Here is a 16,814-nt window from a genome sequence, read left to right as displayed (position 1 = left end):
TTTCTGAGGAAGTTAATAAGAAAACATGTCAAGGTAGCGTTTTATCAAGTTTGAAATCGGTCGAGCCACTTCTTTCCATAACGATGCTTTCAGAAACGTTATTGCGACCCTAAACCGGAATTTGCCATAAGCCTGCCTGTTTTCTCGTGCCTATCCAGTTTCCCTAAAAGAGCCAAGCTCCAAACCAGAACTAAAGAAATGGAAAAAACAAGGAAACGATAATGAGTCGTAGGAAATAAAAGCATATGCGTTATGTTAAAAACAAAAGGTATGCCAAGCAGGCAATAAAAATTAACATCGGCTTTAATCTGATCCCGCTTCAGCCATAGCAGGTAAGCCGATAATACATATATCACTGAATGCGAATGAAAAATAAGATTCTCCAGCAATAACGCATAAGGTATCAGGTAGTCGCCCGCTTTGTGAGAAATCACGATATCTGCGGGATAGGGGGTAAGCGAGCCGACGAATGTGAAATTAAAAAGAGTCAGATACCCATAATTACCATGTAACTTATTAATTAAAATATAAAAAGAAACAGATGACAGAATGGAAAATAGTGAAAGAAATCTGTTGCCATGGAGATAGGTATAACCCATCAGGAGACCTGATAGCACTATAAAATCCGTTCTTATTAAAGGAAGAAATGCCGCAATCAGAAAAACCAGTCTTCCTCCTGTCATTAGACTGTATATTCCCAGAAGGGAAAAAAAACATGCCATGGCGTCGGGTGTGGAGAGGGCTGCCAATTCCGTATATCCCGCCACCGCGACGACAACTGGCAGCATTCCTATCGGCACAGCCGTCTTTAGGATAATCAGCCCTAGCACGAATACAGATAACGACGCGAAAATTGCGCTAATTACATACGTTGACTTGGCGTAACTCAATCCGATATTTTTGAGTAATCTAATCAGTTCGATGTACCCAACCCTTATGGAAAAGAAAGGAATTTGCTGTTCCAGCGAAGATGGGTCTGCAAACACCGTTTCCCTGTATTTTCCTGTTGTGAGTTGTGAGAATGTTTTACAGCGAACCTCTTTCCTGATTTCTTCGTAAGTTTCCCTGGTTAAGTCTGATCCGCGAAAGCCATCTTTGGAATAAGATGCAGCAACGTATGCAATCATGTCCCAGTTATGATGGGGTTTCAGGAGTCCGTATAGCAAGATGATTGCCGCGGTTGCTGCAAGGATCCCATATCTGAAAACCATCAAGAAGCTCCAGAGGAGTTAAAGGAAGAATTGGAGGAATATAGTGGGCTCCAACTTCAGGGTGACTGTAAAGCATCCTTAAGATCATTTCATTTTGGCCGCAGCGACCAGGGTGCCTTAAAAGGGTAGCACAAGCAGTCGTGTCACCAGCCGCCACCTGAATCAGTCGGTGTCGTCAAAGTCGGGGTTGCCGATGTTGGTGAACCACTCGATTCGAGAGAAACCTTGGCCAGCTATCAGAACTGTATGGCGATGAGGATTGAAGTGTCGCTTGAAGTGTCGCTTGAAGAGTAGCCTATAAGTACCGATTGGAAGTAGCGGGATTCCCCAGCGGAATAAGGGAATTCACGGAGTAATTTTACCCGTGATAAATACGTTATCAGGATAAGAAGAGATCGTTGGGAATGGACTACATGCTGGCACGGTTTGGCCGCCCCAGCATGAAATCTTACGATGATTGAATGTTTGACGCCTGCTTGCCTTTCGGACCCTGCGTAACCTCAAACATTACCTTCTGGCCTTCCTTAAGCGTCTTGAATCCAGACATGCCGATTGCCGAGAAGTGCGCGAATAAATCCTCACTGCCGTCATCAGGGGTAATGAAGCCAAAACCTTTTGAGTCATTGAACCATTTTACTGTACCGGTTGCCATTTTTACTTCCTTTAAAAAATCGGGCCGGAGCCCGGGAAACATATCAGTTAAAAAAGACCTCGTTTGCAGGTCTGGCGGCATTTTGACAATCCTTAAGCCAGAAATATGTTCGCTACCGCACGTACGAAATGCGTGTCCCCATTCAGGACACTCATTTTTTGGATTATTAGCGACAATAGTGGTACCTAAGTCCAATTGTTCGTTTATCTCTGAAGCCTAGAATAAAGGCATGGATAAAATTCACATTCTTTCTGAAAGCGCTTCGGCCTCATCTGAATGTCTGGCTATAATCAGTAAACCGAGTCATCGGTGCGACGGAATTAGCGAGGGATTAATAAAACCTAGATTGTGGAAATAAAATGAAGGATGAAGATTCACCATCACGTCAAAAGCAAAATCCATCGTTTATAAAAAAAAATTGGGTAGTGATTTCTGGTATAGCCGCCGCATCCTTCGCGTTGCTATTAAACGCACCGACCCTAATAGTCAATTTGGAAAACTTGCCCGCTGATGTATCGCGACTAGCAACGAAATACCTGAGCTGGTATCACGAAGATGTCGCCTGGACTGGTTTCTGGAGTACTGCTTATCCCGAGGGATATGTCGATTTCGAAGAAATGGATCTTTCAGACGTTTAGTTGGGAATTGACATCACCTCTACAAGAGGCGATATATTTGGCACGATTGCAGCAAAAGGAATCTGCAAACTTCCTCCTATAGCCGGATTTTTGCATATCGAGGGCAAGGTGAGTATGAGCGGGCAAGAGGCTGTTATAACAGCTTTTGACTGGGTCGGAGGGAAACGAAGAAAGTTTACCCGCTTAAAGTTGAGGCGCGACAAAAACATCTTGACTGTTAAACCTATTGACGGAATTGTAGATTTATTCCCACAAGAAGCAAGGATAGCGCGTTATCCAGACAACGATCCCCAAATTGTGAGTATGGTTATCCAGATAAGCATTCTGAAATTAGCGCCACCTATGCTGAAAACCTCTGTGAAGATAGACGAGAGGAATTAAGAGAGAGATTAAAGAAAACTAATAGCAAGGTGCGAGTACCAGCCGACCAACTTCATTTCAACTATGCTCCTGAAGAAGAACTCGAGAATTAATATTTCCTTGACAAATTTAATAACCTCTACGCACTACCACTAAATCGCTCCGAGCTTGTTGCCCGCCCGGATTTCCTGGATGCAGAACCAATTACCCCGCGAAAGAAATCAACCAGTTCGGGCACATGGTGATCGAACATGAAAAGATGTCGTTGCTGCCAAACCCGCTCGCGGATCGCGTGCACCTGCTCGCGGTCTCGTAACTGGGCGGCAAGCTCATCCACCTTGTCGAAAAATATTCCTGTGCCCAGCTGCCTTGTCAGTGTTTGCGTAGCAACGACTGCGCCGTCGTTTGCCTTCTGCAGCATTGGCAGACCGGCTGCCGCAAGGGTGCTTAATCGGGCCGGATAGTTCAGGTCATCCCAGTTTGCCCTCCGGATTTCACCTTCATTGCCGCTGTCAAAGAGATGCAGCCAACCCGCGTCATATTGGGAAAACTCCTCGGTCCAGCGGCTTTGGTCTACGTTGGGATGCAAATGCAGGTACCCCGGCACCATCGCCTGGGTTTTTTCAATCCACTGGAGCCACTGCCCATGGGTTATCTCTCCGTAAAAATGGAGATGGATGCCATGGCTGGCCAGCTCCGCCACGTGGTGCGGATGCAGGCCGATCGGCCGCCCCGGAGAGACCGTATGAATTTCGCCGTCGCCATCGATGGAGGAACGTAGCGGTGTGCGCGGCCGGTCGAACCAGTCGCGCTTGGGCAAGTCGCCGTCCAGCACGTGAGTCGGCTTGCTTAGCGACAGGCCGGGAACGATGGTGTCGAACCAGTCCCGCATTTCCGGGCTCGAAAAGATTTGCCCATCCGAATACTGGTGCAAGTCGATCAATTGCGGCCAGGTTCCCTTTTCCAGGCAGATGAATGGCCCTTCCTTGAAATGCCAGACGAATGGAATGCCCGGGGTCGCCATCAATACCTCATGTGCAAATGGCACTGCCTGCCAGTTGAGCAACGCATAGATGACATCCGGCTGGACCTGCTTTATGGCTTCGCGCCAGTTGTCTCTCGGCAAATCCTCAACGTGTCCGAAAGGCACCGGTCCCACCGTGTTGTACCAGTGGGGATTCTGCATCCACAACCCATAGAGCTTGTGCCCTTGCTCTTCCAGCGCAAGCACGCGGTCGGCGTTATATGCCAGTTCACCGACCAGAAGTATTTTCAGTCCATCGTCGGCCCGGGGCGTATCGGGGCGTTCCCGCATCCTTCGATAGTGGCTCGCCTCATCAATCGCGTGGCCTACCGACGTATGAAAACGCATCGGTTCTCCCACCCGGTAATGCGAACGAAACGGATTGATGCCGCCTTCAGGTTCCTGCATGATCTTGTGCCGCTGCATGGGATGGGACACCCACTCGCAGGTAATGTTGTTGCTGCCGGCAAAAACGCCGAAGGGCCTCAGCAGCGCCCAGTAGAGTCGCTCCAGGTCATCCGATTCCAGTTCCGCGCGCTCCAGCCAACGCGCTGCAGTTTTTCGATGCATGGACTGCACCAGTTGCAATGGAAATCCGGCAATCTGCCCGCTAGCCTGCCGATTGTAATGGTGGCGTATACCGGAATAAGCCAGCACGGCTTCCGCCTGCACCTCCAGGCACGTCTTCAGACTGTACAGATGGTCCTGGTAATAAACGTCGTCGCTGGGCAAATAAGCGATAAGCGACGCTTTCGCTTTGGCAATGCCTTCATTCAAGGCATGGCCTAGCCCCTGGTTTTCCGCCAGCCGGTAATAATGGATGCGCTTGTCGTTCAAGTATGCGGATACCACTTCCGCTGTTGCATCCCGCGAGCCATCGTCGATAACGATCGCCTCCCAATCGGTCAAGACTTGCGCCTGCAGGCTGTCAAGCGCGCGTCCGATGAAGCACGCCTGTTCGTAAGCCGGGATCACTATGCTGACAGATGGAGAGTATGGCTGCGGCATGATTTATCCTTCTTGTGGTTGCGACAGGAAACCCCTGGGCTAGCATCCGTGGATAGATAAGTATAATCACAAGGGGATTATCGGTGGAGGTTTTTGGTACGCGTCGGCAATCGGGCGGACTATTCGCATTTTCTATTCCCCGCCACCATCGGTACCAAGGTCTCGTCCGTGATGGAACTTAATTAATTGAAACCATGAGAAAAATTATCGCTTTTTAAGATGTCGAATGGAACGTGGGGCATTGGAACTGCTGCATCGCATGTATTGTGATCTCCATCAGATAGCCATCAGGGACCAAAAACCAGGAAAACCGCAGGGAAGCAGACTATGCTTTTAGGGAACTGCTTCTTCAAAGGAGAAAAATCATGTTACATGCCGAAGACCCAACGAGCGCGGATCGCGTTCGTCACTCAACAGCAGCAGATGTGAACCGCGAAATAGATCGCCAAACAAATAGCAACCTCCGGCGTTACGCCAACAGTAGCCCGGAAGTCATCGATAGGCGCATCCAGGAACTCGATAGAGAGTGGGACGTCGAGCGTGCGCTTGAAGTCAATGCCGCGACAGTGGCCTTGACCGGACTTTTGCTCGGCGTGACGGTCAACAGGAAATGGCTGGTGTTACCAGGGGTTGTACTGTCATTCCTGCTGCAGCACGGGCTTCAGGGATGGTGCCCGCCATTGCCCATATTGCGGCGCTCGGGTGTACGTACGCGTGGGGAAATAGACCGGGAAAAATACGAGCTAAAAGCGTTGCTGGATGGAAGGTAATCTTTGGCAGGTAGAGAGGGATTACGAGAGGACGGGTTTCCTCAGTAATGAGAGGCTGATTTCCGCATCGCTATCTAAAACAAGGGAGGTATGCGTTTATCATTCCGGAAGCGCCCGCGACCACTCCTTCTGAATGGATAGTCCAATCCCTCCCGTCATAGTCCGCCACTCTCCCTCCCGCTGCCCTGACTATGCACACACCCGCTACCATGTCTGTTAATTTGGTAGAGGGACGGAAAAATAAGTCCAGCCTTCCGGTAGCCACCGCGCCGAGAGATAGAGACGGCACACCCAATACCTTTACCGCGCGAGCCAGTTCCAATACCCTCGAAAGTTGCTCAAGTGTCCGGGCGCGCGTGCCCATGTCGGAGGAAAAATCGAGGCCGACAACAGCTTTTGATGGATCGGTTTGGTTGCCTGTTTCTACAAGTTCCGCGTTGACTCTTGTGCGTCCACCTTCCTGAGCGCTGTACAAGGTGGAGTGGACAGGATCATAAATGACGCCGAGAACGGGTTTCCCATCCCGAAGAAGCCCAATTGAAACCGCAAGAAGCGGAGGATAGCCGCTCACATTTTCTGTTCCGTCAAGCGGATCAACCACCCACTGATCGCCTTGTTCGGCAATATCTCCACCTTCCTCTTCCCCGTAAAAACCGCAGGGGTGTATTTTTAGGAGTCTTTCTTTTAGTAGCTGTTCAGATTTTCCATCCGCGCCGGTTACAACCTGCCGCTCGGATTTAAATTCGTGCGCTGCTCCTCGCGCATAATGCGCCACAACGATCTCCCCTGCGCTCCTCGCTATTTTTTCTATTTCTTCAATAAAAAAGTCTTCTTCAGCGGCGGTTTTGATCTTCAAATTCTCCATGCCATGGGTTTGTTTAATCAATATCAAACATTGCCGATCGGTTATATTGGAGAGGATATAACATAAAATCACGCGCACAAAAGCACATATCGAGGTTCAGTATGGTTTTCAAACCACCCATCTACAGAGCAACTGATGTAGGTCGGGCTCTGCCCGACATCGTTCATTCAGAGACATCGAGTTATGGCGCCCGACAAGCCCCCATCGTCGGGCGGAGCCCGACCTACCTTGAACTAACAACCCGCTTCTGAGCAACGAACGATCTACCCGATAACCTCTTCAGCAACTCTTGAAACCCGTTTCTCCTGAACATGGCTGCGAGACGTTATTTCCTCTCATAGCGCCAACTCTTTCGGTATATCGAATTTCCTGTTTACTATGGTAGTGGGTGCCTCTTGATGGTAGGCTCCGGAGGGGATAAGACCGCAGCCTCCATAGCGCTTCATCACCCTGAGTTGTGCAAGAACATCTTCGCCTACATGCTCTTCAGGTATTTCTTTCCAGAATTCAAATCCGCCTGTTTCACGCAGCTTTTGAACGTCATACAGCACACACCCCCCCACCCAGGCAACCTTGTATTTTCTTTGCATATTGGGCGAGAGCTGCATTTTTTCCTGGACATGGAGAATATTAGCGGCATTGTGGAGGGTATGACGCTGCCAGCTGGCATGCTGGGGAGTGACAAGTTCCGGCTCAACGGGGCCTTCCCATAACTCGATTGCCTGCTGGTGAGGCCGATAATCATTACGATATGACAAACCAATGAGCGCTTGTCCAACAAATCCTGTGTCTTCTTCTTCCTGAGCCTGCAGCATATTTCCAATGACAAAAGGTTCCAGCAACACATCGTCATCGAGATAAAGGCAGTAGCGCGACTCTACGGAATCCAATAAAAATTGACGCTGCTGAGCCAGACCGCGCCGCGGCAGGTTGGCCAGTTGCTGCACCTGATGCCCCTTTTTCTCAAGCAGCCGAACGGCCGTCTGGACGGAAGGGTCGTGATAGACGAGCGTATTACTCTGGTCGGAAATAACGACGGCAAAATCCTGGTACTCCTGGAAGCAAAGCCCGGTAAGCGTTACTGCAAGCGTGCCCGAGCGGTTACACGAGGGAATCAGTACAGTAATTCTTGCTGGCATTATTTATCCCCGTGAATTCGTTGACAGCGGCCTCGATCGCTTCTGGCGAAGCCCGCGGAGTTGCCAGGCCCGGGAAAGACTGGAGCAGGCGGTTCTTTGTTCGCAATTCCGGCAGCACCTCAAAATAAAGCACCCGATTCAGTACCTGCCACGGTGTGTGCTGTGGATTCGTCATCGCATACAGCACGACAACCGGCGTCCCGACGGCAGCTGCGATATGCACCGGGCCAGTATTATTCGAGATTAAAACCGGCGCTGCCGCGACCAGTGCAATAAGCTCAGCGAGAGATAGCTCACCTGCGATATTGGTGGCAGCATGGCTGAGCGGGCGCGCAATTTCGTCAACGTAATCCCGCTCGCTGCCGCTACCGGTGAGTAGAATCCTGTAGCCTTGCCTGATTAACGAGCGGCAGGCGGTAATATACCCAGCAGCGGGATAACGGCGCTTTTCTTCGCTTACTCCCGCATGTAGCACCAGCCAGGGCTCATCCGGTTCGATGCCGATCGCTGCCAGCCTGCCTGACACCTTTTCGCGGCTCTCCTCTGGAATTTCCAGCGAAAGCCTGGCGTCGGATGTCAGCCCACCTGCCATCCCGACCAGGTGAAGCTGGCGTTCAACCTCGTGGATAACATAGTCGAAAGGTTCTTTATCGGGTACCCACTGATTGATGAGCTCGTAAGGATTTTCGCGGCAATAGCCCAGGACCGGCTTGATGCCCGCGTAGTAGCACAACATGGCTGCTGGCAGTGGATTCTGGCTATAAGCGGTAAAGATTGCCGCTGCGTCAAATCGCCGGCTTGCCAACTCGTCGGCAAGCGCCTGCAGCTGTTGCTTTCCGCCGGTTTCACTCGTTTTTACCCAGGGAACATCAAACGGGATAATGTCGTCGACCTCCGGAATATATGGAGCAATCCCTGACCCCGCGCTTGATGTCAGCAGGGTTATTTTCCTGCCTTGAGCAGATTCTTTCAGCGCGCGCATCGCCGGCTGGGTCATCAGCACGTCGCCCATATTGTCCAGGCGAATGCAGAGTATATTCTTGTGGTTCTTCCACGCCTCAGAGAACAATTTCTCGTATCCTGTCAAGCGATCTGCTTTATCCGGGTAATGATATGGGTGGTGGAGCGATCCTGGACAAAGTGCATTATCTCCACTTTTCCGCCATACCCCTGGACTACCGGCGCTTCCGGCAGGCTTTCGACGGTGTAATCGCCCCCTTTTACGTACACATCCGGGTGAATGATGTTCAGAAGACGTATTGGCGTGTCTTCGTCGAACGAGGTCACGAGCGCCACCGACTCAAGCCCGGACAGTACGCGTATGCGTTCGTGCAGGTTATTGATGGGTCGGTTTTCCCCTTTAAGGCGTTTCATGCTGGCATCGGCATTAAGCGCCAGAACCAGGACATCGCCGAGGTCGGCCGCCTGCTCAAGATAGGCAACATGCCCACTGTGGAGCAGGTCGAAGCAACCATTCGTAAACACAATACGCTTGCCTTCCCTTCTGAATGTATCAATCTGGCTCTTTAATTCCTGCCAGTCCTGGACATACTTGCTGCCGCTCCCAAAATAATGGTTCAGCTCGTTTTGCGTACAGGTAGCAGTGCCTGATTTTTGAAGTATCACCGCCGCGGCACACTTGGCTATCTCGCCAGCGGCTTCAATAGACGCGCCGCTGGCTAACGCAAGCGTGAGCGCGCTGGCATAGGTATCGCCGGCGCCGGCAGCCTTGCTGTTCTCGACTGGCTTCGAGAATGTACGGTAGGGTTCCCTGCCGTGCTGGAACAACAGCGCCCCTTCAATATCCATGGTGGCCGCAACATATCTGGTTCCGGTTTTTTCCAGCAACCTCTGCCCATAGGATTTGATCTGCTCGGATCGGTGGCCACCTGTGGCGGGCTCCGTGATGGCAAGCAACGTCACAAGCTCCTGGTAGTTCGGCTTTGCCGCGGTGGCACCGACGCGTCTATATTTATCGAGTGATTTCGCGTCGATCACCACGACATTCTCTTTTTCATGCTGCAAAACACCGAGAATGCCAATGACGTTATCCGTCATAATGCCATAGCCATAGTCCGAGATCACGACGGCATCCACCTCATGAAATTTTTCTTTCAGGATGCCGATTATTCGCGCTTCATGATTTTCGCATATGGCTTCGGTCGTGCCGGTGTCGAAACGCACCAGTAGTTGCCTACCGGCGGTTACCCGTTGTTTTGTTATTGTCCGACGCGTGTGATCGCACATGATCGACGAGATGTCGAGGCCATGGCTGATAAGAGCGTCTTTCAACATCCCGGCTTCATGATCGCAACCCACGACGGATATATAGTCGACCTGGGCGCCTAATTGAGCCAGATTCACCGCCGTGTTGGCTGCTCCTCCTGGCACTGTTTTGATATCTTTAATATCGACAATCGGTACCGGAGCCTCCCTGCAAATGCGATTTGCTGACCCGTCCAGGTAGACATCAAGCATTGCGTCGCCAATTACCAGTATGTTGAGACTCGTGAAACGATTGATGATGGCAAGATAATCGCTGTTCATACCCCTCCTTTCACAAGACACACCCCTACGTCGGGCGCTCCAGTCATGAAAACGCACCAACCGACGTCTGGCAACAGCAAAGATTCAGCAGCGGGCAACTGCCGGCAGCAGTGCGCTGGCCTTGGCATAGCGGCAAATAATATCCGCCGTTGCGGCCAGATCCTTGACTGCGTAAAGAGGCTGTCGATAGTCGCCCCTTACCCATTCCGTCTCGCCACCGTTATCAAGGTGGATCGTATAACAACCCGCCCGATTGCCGGCTTCCACATCATGCAAGATATCGCCTATCATCCATGAGCGCCTCAGGTCGATCACATGATCCGCTGCTGCCCTTAAAATCATTCCCGGCTTCGGTTTACGGCATGCGCAACCATCGCCCGGCCCATGCAGACAGTAATAAAAAGCATCGACTTCCACGCCGTACGGCTCAAGCAAGGTTCGTATCCGTTCATTAACAGGCAGAAGTTCTCTTTCTTCAAATAAACCTTTGGCGACCCCGGATTGATTGGAAATGACGATCAACTTATAACCCGCGTTTTTCATATGGCGTAGCGCCTTGCCCGCGCCTGCCGTAAGACGCACATTTGTGGGGTCGACGTTGTATGGCACATCCTGAATAAGGGTCCCGTCCTTGTCGATAAAGACAGCTGTTTCCTGCGCCATCCGTGCTATGGCCATGATGTCTCCCTCATGGGCAGCACCATTACCTCCGGAATCACCGTCTCGTTTGGCTGCGTGAGGACAAATCGTACCGTTTCGGCCACATTCCTGGGATCCTGGAGAACATTCGGATCGGTATCGGGGAATCGATCCATAATAAAGGGCGTGCGCATCCCGCCGACAACCACGGCGGTAACTTTTATGTTGTCGCGCCTGCCTTCGGCGTGCAAAGCGTGGCTGAAGCCGAGTAGCCCCCATTTGCTGGCATGGTAGGCGGTCGCCTCGGTCCAGACCCGCTTGGCAGCCGTCGAGGTAATGTTAACGATGTGGCCCTTGCCCTGCCGCTTCAGGAGCGGATAGACGGCTTTTGACAACAGGAAGGGGCCACGCAAATTCACGTCCAGCACCCTGTCCCAATCGGCGATGCTCAAATCTTCGATCGAGAGCGTCGTATCGGTACCGGCATTGTTGATCAAAACATCGATACGCCCATGCTCAGTGATAACCCTATCGACAGTCTTCCTGATTTCATCCTCATTACGAACATCCAGCAGATATGAATAAGCCGCGCCGCCTGCGTCCCTGATTGCCGTTGCTACGTTCCTTACCCGGTCTTCCTGGATATCGCAACCGCAAACAACCGCCCCTGCCGCAGCGAGCGTGCGCGCGATAGCCTCACCCAATCCTTGACCCGCGCCTGTAACAATAATTACTTTACCGGCCATATTCTGTTGATCCATGCTAAGCCTTCCTCTTGTTAATGGTGCTTTTTTGATCGGCCAACCACGTGGAGCTGACCCATTGGCCATTCTTCCGGCATCTGAACGGTTTTGTTGTCGTCAGCCCCGATCTGCTGCTCGATCAGGTGGCCCAGCATATGGAGAACATGAAGCTGCACCTCCTGAATACGGGATGTCTCGTTTGATGGAATAACGATGTTGACATCGGTTAGTTCCCCGGCGGGGCCGCCTCCCTTACCGAGCAGCCCGATAGAGAACATCTGTTGTTTACGCGCTGCGCGGATCGCATTGATCAGATTGGGCGACCGGCCGCTCGAGCTGATGACGAGCAAAACGTCGCCAGGCCGTCCGTGTGCCTCAACCTGCCTGGCGAACACTTCATCAAAACTGAAGTCATTTGCCCAGGCAGTTACAAATGTCGTATCCGCTGTCAACGCTATTACCGGCAAGCCGCGGCGTCCGGTGGCCTCGAATTGGCCAACTAGCTCTGCCGCGAAATGCTGCGCTTCCGCAGCACTGCCGCCATTGCCGCAAACCAGCACCTTGCCCCCCCGGGCCAGCGAGCGATAGACAGCCTGGGCTGAGTCAAGGGTAGCGAGACGTATTTTCCGCTTCGACTTCTTAAGGGTTTCGATCAATGAATCGAAGGAATCATCGATGTACGAAAGCGGATCATCCTCGTCATCTTCCCGCAAGGGACTCTGCGTCGCGATCCGCTCGTACATATTGGCGGTGAGATGTGTTGCCTTCATCCATGTGTAGTTTTCGTTGACATGACGAATCGCATTTTCCTTGAAGTACATCATGAGCTTATTACTGCGCAGCAACTCCAGGATGCGCTGGCCAAGCAGGACAGGATCGTTGGGGGGCACGAGAAAACCCGTCTTGCCATCCATCACGGTAGATTTGATCCCGCCGACATTCGAGCCGATGACAGGCGTTCCGCAGGCCATGGATTCAAGCGGAGTGATCCCGAACGGCTCATACCAGGGCGTGGTTGTAAATACGTCGGCTGCACTGTAGTAGTAGTGCAACATGGCACGGGGACGGCGTCCGGCAAAGGTTACCAGGTCGCTCCCGCCCTCGGCTTCCGCGATCTTTTGCAGGCGGCCGATTTCTGGTGTCATTTTTGGGTCTGGCTCATCCGATTCGCCACCCACGATCAACAGGCGCGCCTTGAAATTGTGCTCCCGGCGCATATAACCAAGCGCTTTTATGACGTTATCAACTCCTTTTCGCGGAACCATACGGCCTACTTGCAGGATAATCTTTTCCTTGGGATCGAGTTTCAATGCCATCCGGGCAAACAACTTATCCAGCGGATAGATCTCATCCGGGCGGAATCCGTTTGGAATAACCGTAATTTTCTCTGGATCAGCCTGATAGAGATCGACCAAGTCGTCGTGCTCCTGTGGGCATAACGCCACGATCTGGTCGGCCTCTGCTATTACCCTTTCTTCGATGGCAAAGCCTTCCTCGGGGAACCAGTCGTTTTTACCCTGGTGGATTCTGCGCACTTTCGCCAGCGCGTGAAAGGTAACGATGAAAGGAATCCGGAGTTTTCGCTTGATGTCCGCCGCAACCAGCGCAGACATGAAGAAGTGAGCGTGGATAAGCTTGTAGGGGTTATTTTCTGCTTCAACAAAGCGAAGCATATCCTCTGTAAAAGCCGGCATATGCGGAAGCAGTTTCTCTTTGGGAATAAATGCTACCGGACCGGCTTCCACATGGATGACGCGTATGCCGCTCCGCCAGTTGATGATCTTTGGTACGCGCCGGTCGTCCCACCGGGTAAAGACGTCAATTTCGTAACCTAAAGCAGCTAAATGCTGGGCCAACTCAGCCACTGCAATATTTTGGCCGCCCGTGTCCGCGCCGCCCACAGCCGCCAGGGGCGAAGCGTGTTCGCTTATCAGGGCTATTCGCTTTTTCATACCCCTTCCTTTTCTCTGAAGCCAGCTAAAAAATTGGATGAGCCTGGCCTTGATTCAAAGCGAAAGTTTTGCCGAAAACTTGCCCGTTATGTCATTGCTGTTTTATAACCTGTTTCACAAAAGCGATAAAAGTGAAACGCGTTTCTTAAGGCCAGCCCCAACAGAGCGCTGCCACAAGGGCTGGCGCTGCCTGCATATCTGGTTACTTCGAGGATCCAACGCAAATAAGCAGAAGGATCAGTCCGCTGAATTTATCATAGACCACCCTGAGCTGATGTCAATTCGCTGTTTGCCCGAATTTGCTCTAAAAAGAATAAAAGAAACAAATCAGGGAATCGTCTGCTCCATCACGGCAGCAGTGAAATATGAAGGGCCGGAAATATCATTTTTAGTGCGGCTGTACCACCTGTGGTGCTGCAGGCGACTATAGCTTCGGTCTTGACATCAGTTACCAGCAGGCCTTTATCGTCCATCAAAAACTGCTATGAATTTCTGCGAATATCAGAAACTGGCCTAACATGAATCATAGTCATTGAAATAAAACTTGCCTTTCTTTCGTATTCCGAACACTTGGTTTGAGAGGAATTTATAGAGAGCCTGCAACCATGAACAAATACATGAACAGTTCGGGCTCATCGCAGCAGCACGAACAGCACCACGATCACACCCACCGCCATGCAGGCTCCGACCCCTCCTCGGCTTCTGCCCTGGCAGCAGGGGCTGCCCTCCAGTGGACGTGCCCGATGCACCCGGAAATCCTGCGGGATGCACCCGGCGATTGCCCTATTTGCGGCATGTCGCTCGTATCCATTGCCGGCACTGGCTTGAGCGGAGGCGAAGAAGCCCATGACTCGGAGTTGCGCGATCTCGCGTGGCGGTTGAAAGTGGGGCTTGCGCTGTCGATTCCTCTGGTTTTGGTCGCAATGGCGCCCATGATGGGCATTCATGAACCATTTGGCCTGGGGCCGCGTTCCCGCGGATGGGCCGAATTCCTGTTAGGGACGCCCGTTGTTTGGTGGGTGGGCTGGCCGATTTTGCGCAGATTCTGGTTCTCTCTCGTGCATCGCGCGCTAAACATGTATACGCTGATCGGGTTGGGAGTCGTATTTTCTTACCTGTTCAGTCTGGCAGCAGTATTCATGCCGGGCTTGTTCCCTCAAGAGTTTCGGGCACATGATGGCTCAGTAAGAACCTATTTCGAGGCCGCCGCGGTCATCATGACGCTGGTGATACTCGGCGAATACCTCCAGACGCGAGCAATGGGCCAGACCAGCCGGGCGATTCAGCAGCTCTTGAAGCTCGCGCCCAACCAGGCGTGGCGCTTGCGCGATGATGGAACGGAAGAGCAGGTGTCGCTTGAGACAGTCGTGGCCGGCGACCGGCTGCGCGTGAAACCGGGAGAAAAAATTCCGGTTGATGGCGCTGTGCTTGAAGGGAAAAGCCGAGTCGATGAATCGATGATTACCGGCGAGCCCATGCCGGCCCCAAAAGCGCCAGGCGACAAGGTCACTGGCGCTACCATCAATAGCAACGGCTCGCTTATCATGCGCGCTGAACGGGTGGGCGCAGATACTCTGCTGGCCCGTATCGTCCACATGGTCGCGGATGCCCAGCGTACACGCGCGCCAATTCAGCTGCTCGCAGACGTTATTGCGGCCTACTTCGTCCAGATCGTCATCGCCATCGCTGCCCTCACCGCGCTTGCCTGGTGGTTTCTCGGCCCTGAACCCCGATTTACCTACGCTTTCCTAAACGCTATTGCCGTCCTCATCATCGCATGCCCTTGCGCTGTGGGTCTTGCTACGCCTATCTCGATGACGGTAGCGATGGGGCAGGGAGCAGGCGCCGGCATCCTCTTTCGAAACGCCGAAGCGATAGAGCGTATGCGTGAAATCGACACCGTAGTGGTGGACAAGACGGGCACCTTGACCCTTGGCCGCCCGACGCTGACTGATTTTTTTACGAAAGGCATTGCCGATGACGAGGCGCTCGCACTTGTCGCAGGTGTAGAGCAACCTTCGGAGCATCCTATTGGTCACGCTATTGTCGAGAGCGCCAAAGCGCGAGACCTGACGCTGCCCGCCATTGAGGATTTCGAGGCGTTTAATGGGCTGGGCGTGCAAGCTAATATTGGAGGCAAGCGCGTTCTTGTGGGAAGCCGTAATTTTCTCGCCCAGCATGATATCGATACGCGGCACTGGGAACAAACGGGGGAACGATGGCGCACGGAAGCAAAAACTGTCGTGTTTTTCGCAGTGGATGGAGCATTGGCCGGCATTGCGGCAGTTGCCGACCCGATTAAGGAAGGGACGCCTGAAGCGCTTGTTACTTTGCGCAGAGAGGGAATCCGTATTGTCATGCTTACCGGCGATTCGCAACAGACCGCGGACGCAGTTGCACGACAGCTTGGTATTGATGAAGCGTTGGCGGAAGTGCTTCCCGAGCACAAGGCTGATCACGTAAAGCGGTTGCAGGCCGAGGGGCGTAAGGTCGCAATGGCTGGCGATGGCATCAATGACGCGCCCGCGCTGGCACAAGCCGATGTGGGCATCGCCATGGGTACGGGTACGGACGTGGCGATGGAAAGTGCCGGCGTGACCCTCGTCAAGGGTGATTTGCGCGGCATCGCGCGCGCCATCGTGCTTTCGCATGCCACTATGCGCAATATCCGGCAGAACCTCGTCTTCGCATTCGGCTACAACGCGCTGGGTATACCGCTTGCTGCCGGGGTGCTTTATCCGGCTTTCGGGCTGCTGCTCTCGCCGATGTTCGCTGGGGCTGCGATGGCAATGAGCTCGGTATCCGTCGTTACCAATGCGTTGCGGCTTAATCGCGTCAAACTATAAATCCGCGCAGAAACCGCTGCTGGGATAGGCGGGCACTTCACGGGACCAAAGAAACAGAACACACAGCAGTGGCCCGCGCTGACAGGAACCGCGAAAGACATCAAGACGAGGACATATTGCTTTGCTCGCTAATAGCGGAAACTCCCATTCTTCACGACGAGCACCTGAGTCTGCCGGAGGTTCGAGGCCCGAACGATAGTAAGGATGAGGAATCCAATTATTACCGCTTCTGCCCGATGTAACGCATTTTTATGGAGGACCATTTCTGATGCACAATCAGCTTCTCGTCTTCATTGCGTGGAGTATTCTTGCGCTATTCGTTGCCTGGTCGGTTGCCAGAGGGCTTATCATTCACTTCTTTCTCTGACACTTATCCCTGGGTTTTACCAGGGAGGCAAACGAAAAAAAGGCGCCACTGTC

The 16,814-nt window shown here is 52.5% G+C and carries 15 protein-coding genes; 5 read left to right on the top strand and 10 right to left on the bottom strand.

Annotated features, from left to right (window positions below; genetic code table 11):
* Positions 1 to 98: 98 nt before the first annotated feature.
* Together BLS94_RS04745 and BLS94_RS04740 are read right to left on the bottom strand one after the other, a co-directional pair.
* On the bottom strand, positions 99 to 1,211 hold the full coding sequence (locus BLS94_RS04745) for a hypothetical protein (protein ID WP_090958086.1): 1,113 nt from the start codon (positions 1,209 to 1,211) through the stop codon (positions 99 to 101).
* A gap of 448 nt (positions 1,212 to 1,659) precedes the next feature.
* Positions 1,660 to 1,863 (bottom strand): cold-shock protein, encoded by a 204-nt coding sequence (locus BLS94_RS04740; RefSeq protein WP_090958209.1) that lies wholly within the window; start codon positions 1,861 to 1,863, stop codon positions 1,660 to 1,662.
* A 359-nt stretch (positions 1,864 to 2,222) separates the two neighbouring features.
* Between BLS94_RS04740 and BLS94_RS04735 the strand changes: the two genes are divergently transcribed.
* Positions 2,223 to 2,501, top strand: coding sequence for a hypothetical protein (locus BLS94_RS04735; protein ID WP_090958084.1), 279 nt, complete (start codon positions 2,223 to 2,225; stop codon positions 2,499 to 2,501).
* The gene (locus tag BLS94_RS04730; RefSeq protein WP_090958082.1) at positions 2,502 to 2,882 is read left to right on the top strand and encodes a hypothetical protein; all 381 of its coding nucleotides are present in this window, start codon (positions 2,502 to 2,504) and stop codon (positions 2,880 to 2,882) included. It begins immediately after the preceding gene.
* Positions 2,883 to 3,000: 118 nt separating this feature from the next.
* Here BLS94_RS04730 and BLS94_RS04725 read toward each other — a convergent pair whose 3' ends face one another.
* Entirely contained in the window at positions 3,001 to 4,893 is a 1,893-nt protein-coding gene (locus BLS94_RS04725; protein WP_090958080.1) for a glycosyltransferase family 2 protein, read from the bottom strand.
* Positions 4,894 to 5,258: 365 nt separating this feature from the next.
* Here BLS94_RS04725 and BLS94_RS04720 point away from each other — a divergent pair, with 365 nt between their 5' ends.
* Positions 5,259 to 5,663, top strand: a complete 405-nt coding sequence (locus BLS94_RS04720) for a DUF2892 domain-containing protein (RefSeq protein WP_090958078.1) — start codon at positions 5,259 to 5,261, stop codon at positions 5,661 to 5,663.
* A 70-nt stretch (positions 5,664 to 5,733) separates the two neighbouring features.
* Here BLS94_RS04720 and BLS94_RS04715 read toward each other — a convergent pair whose 3' ends face one another.
* The 7 genes from BLS94_RS04715 to BLS94_RS04685 form a co-directional block, all read right to left on the bottom strand.
* Entirely contained in the window at positions 5,734 to 6,519 is a 786-nt protein-coding gene (locus tag BLS94_RS04715; RefSeq protein ID WP_176767797.1) for an inositol monophosphatase family protein, read from the bottom strand.
* Positions 6,520 to 6,863: 344 nt separating this feature from the next.
* Positions 6,864 to 7,667, bottom strand: a complete 804-nt coding sequence (locus tag BLS94_RS04710) for a glycosyltransferase family A protein (protein WP_090958073.1) — start codon at positions 7,665 to 7,667, stop codon at positions 6,864 to 6,866.
* Positions 7,630 to 8,754 (bottom strand): glycosyltransferase family 9 protein, encoded by a 1,125-nt coding sequence (locus tag BLS94_RS04705; protein WP_256325291.1) that lies wholly within the window; start codon positions 8,752 to 8,754, stop codon positions 7,630 to 7,632. Before BLS94_RS04705 ends, BLS94_RS04710 begins: the two co-directional genes overlap by 38 nt.
* A complete protein-coding gene (gene rfaE2 / locus BLS94_RS04700) occupies positions 8,751 to 10,214 on the bottom strand; it encodes a D-glycero-beta-D-manno-heptose 1-phosphate adenylyltransferase (protein WP_090958070.1) in 1,464 nt (487 codons plus the stop codon). The genes BLS94_RS04705 and rfaE2 overlap by 4 nt, the downstream gene beginning before the upstream one ends.
* An 84-nt stretch (positions 10,215 to 10,298) precedes the next feature.
* Positions 10,299 to 10,892 carry a D-glycero-alpha-D-manno-heptose-1,7-bisphosphate 7-phosphatase gene (locus tag BLS94_RS04695; RefSeq protein WP_256325290.1) on the bottom strand — a complete coding sequence of 198 codons (594 nt, stop codon included), beginning with the start codon at positions 10,890 to 10,892 and terminating at the stop codon, positions 10,299 to 10,301.
* Entirely contained in the window at positions 10,883 to 11,614 is a 732-nt protein-coding gene (locus BLS94_RS04690; RefSeq protein ID WP_256325289.1) for an SDR family oxidoreductase, read from the bottom strand. Before BLS94_RS04690 ends, BLS94_RS04695 begins: the two co-directional genes overlap by 10 nt.
* Before the next feature lie 17 nt (positions 11,615 to 11,631).
* Positions 11,632 to 13,548, bottom strand: coding sequence for a glycosyltransferase (locus BLS94_RS04685; RefSeq protein ID WP_090958067.1), 1,917 nt, complete (start codon positions 13,546 to 13,548; stop codon positions 11,632 to 11,634).
* 37 nt (positions 13,549 to 13,585) lie between these two features.
* On the opposite strand from BLS94_RS04685, the gene BLS94_RS04680 reads away from it, so the two are divergent.
* Complete coding sequence (locus tag BLS94_RS04680) at positions 13,586 to 13,978, top strand: hypothetical protein (protein WP_090958065.1); 393 nt, start codon at positions 13,586 to 13,588, stop codon at positions 13,976 to 13,978.
* A 175-nt stretch (positions 13,979 to 14,153) separates the two neighbouring features.
* Complete coding sequence (locus tag BLS94_RS04675) at positions 14,154 to 16,394, top strand: copper-transporting P-type ATPase (RefSeq protein WP_256325288.1); 2,241 nt, start codon at positions 14,154 to 14,156, stop codon at positions 16,392 to 16,394.
* The last annotated feature ends 420 nt before the right edge of the window (positions 16,395 to 16,814 follow it).

The sequence above is a fragment of the Nitrosospira sp. Nsp18 genome (assembly GCF_900103145.1).
Classification (GTDB): Bacteria; Pseudomonadota; Gammaproteobacteria; order Burkholderiales; family Nitrosomonadaceae; genus Nitrosospira.
Note: the sequence above shows the minus strand (reverse complement) of the source record. Positions and strands in the feature narration are given on the sequence as shown.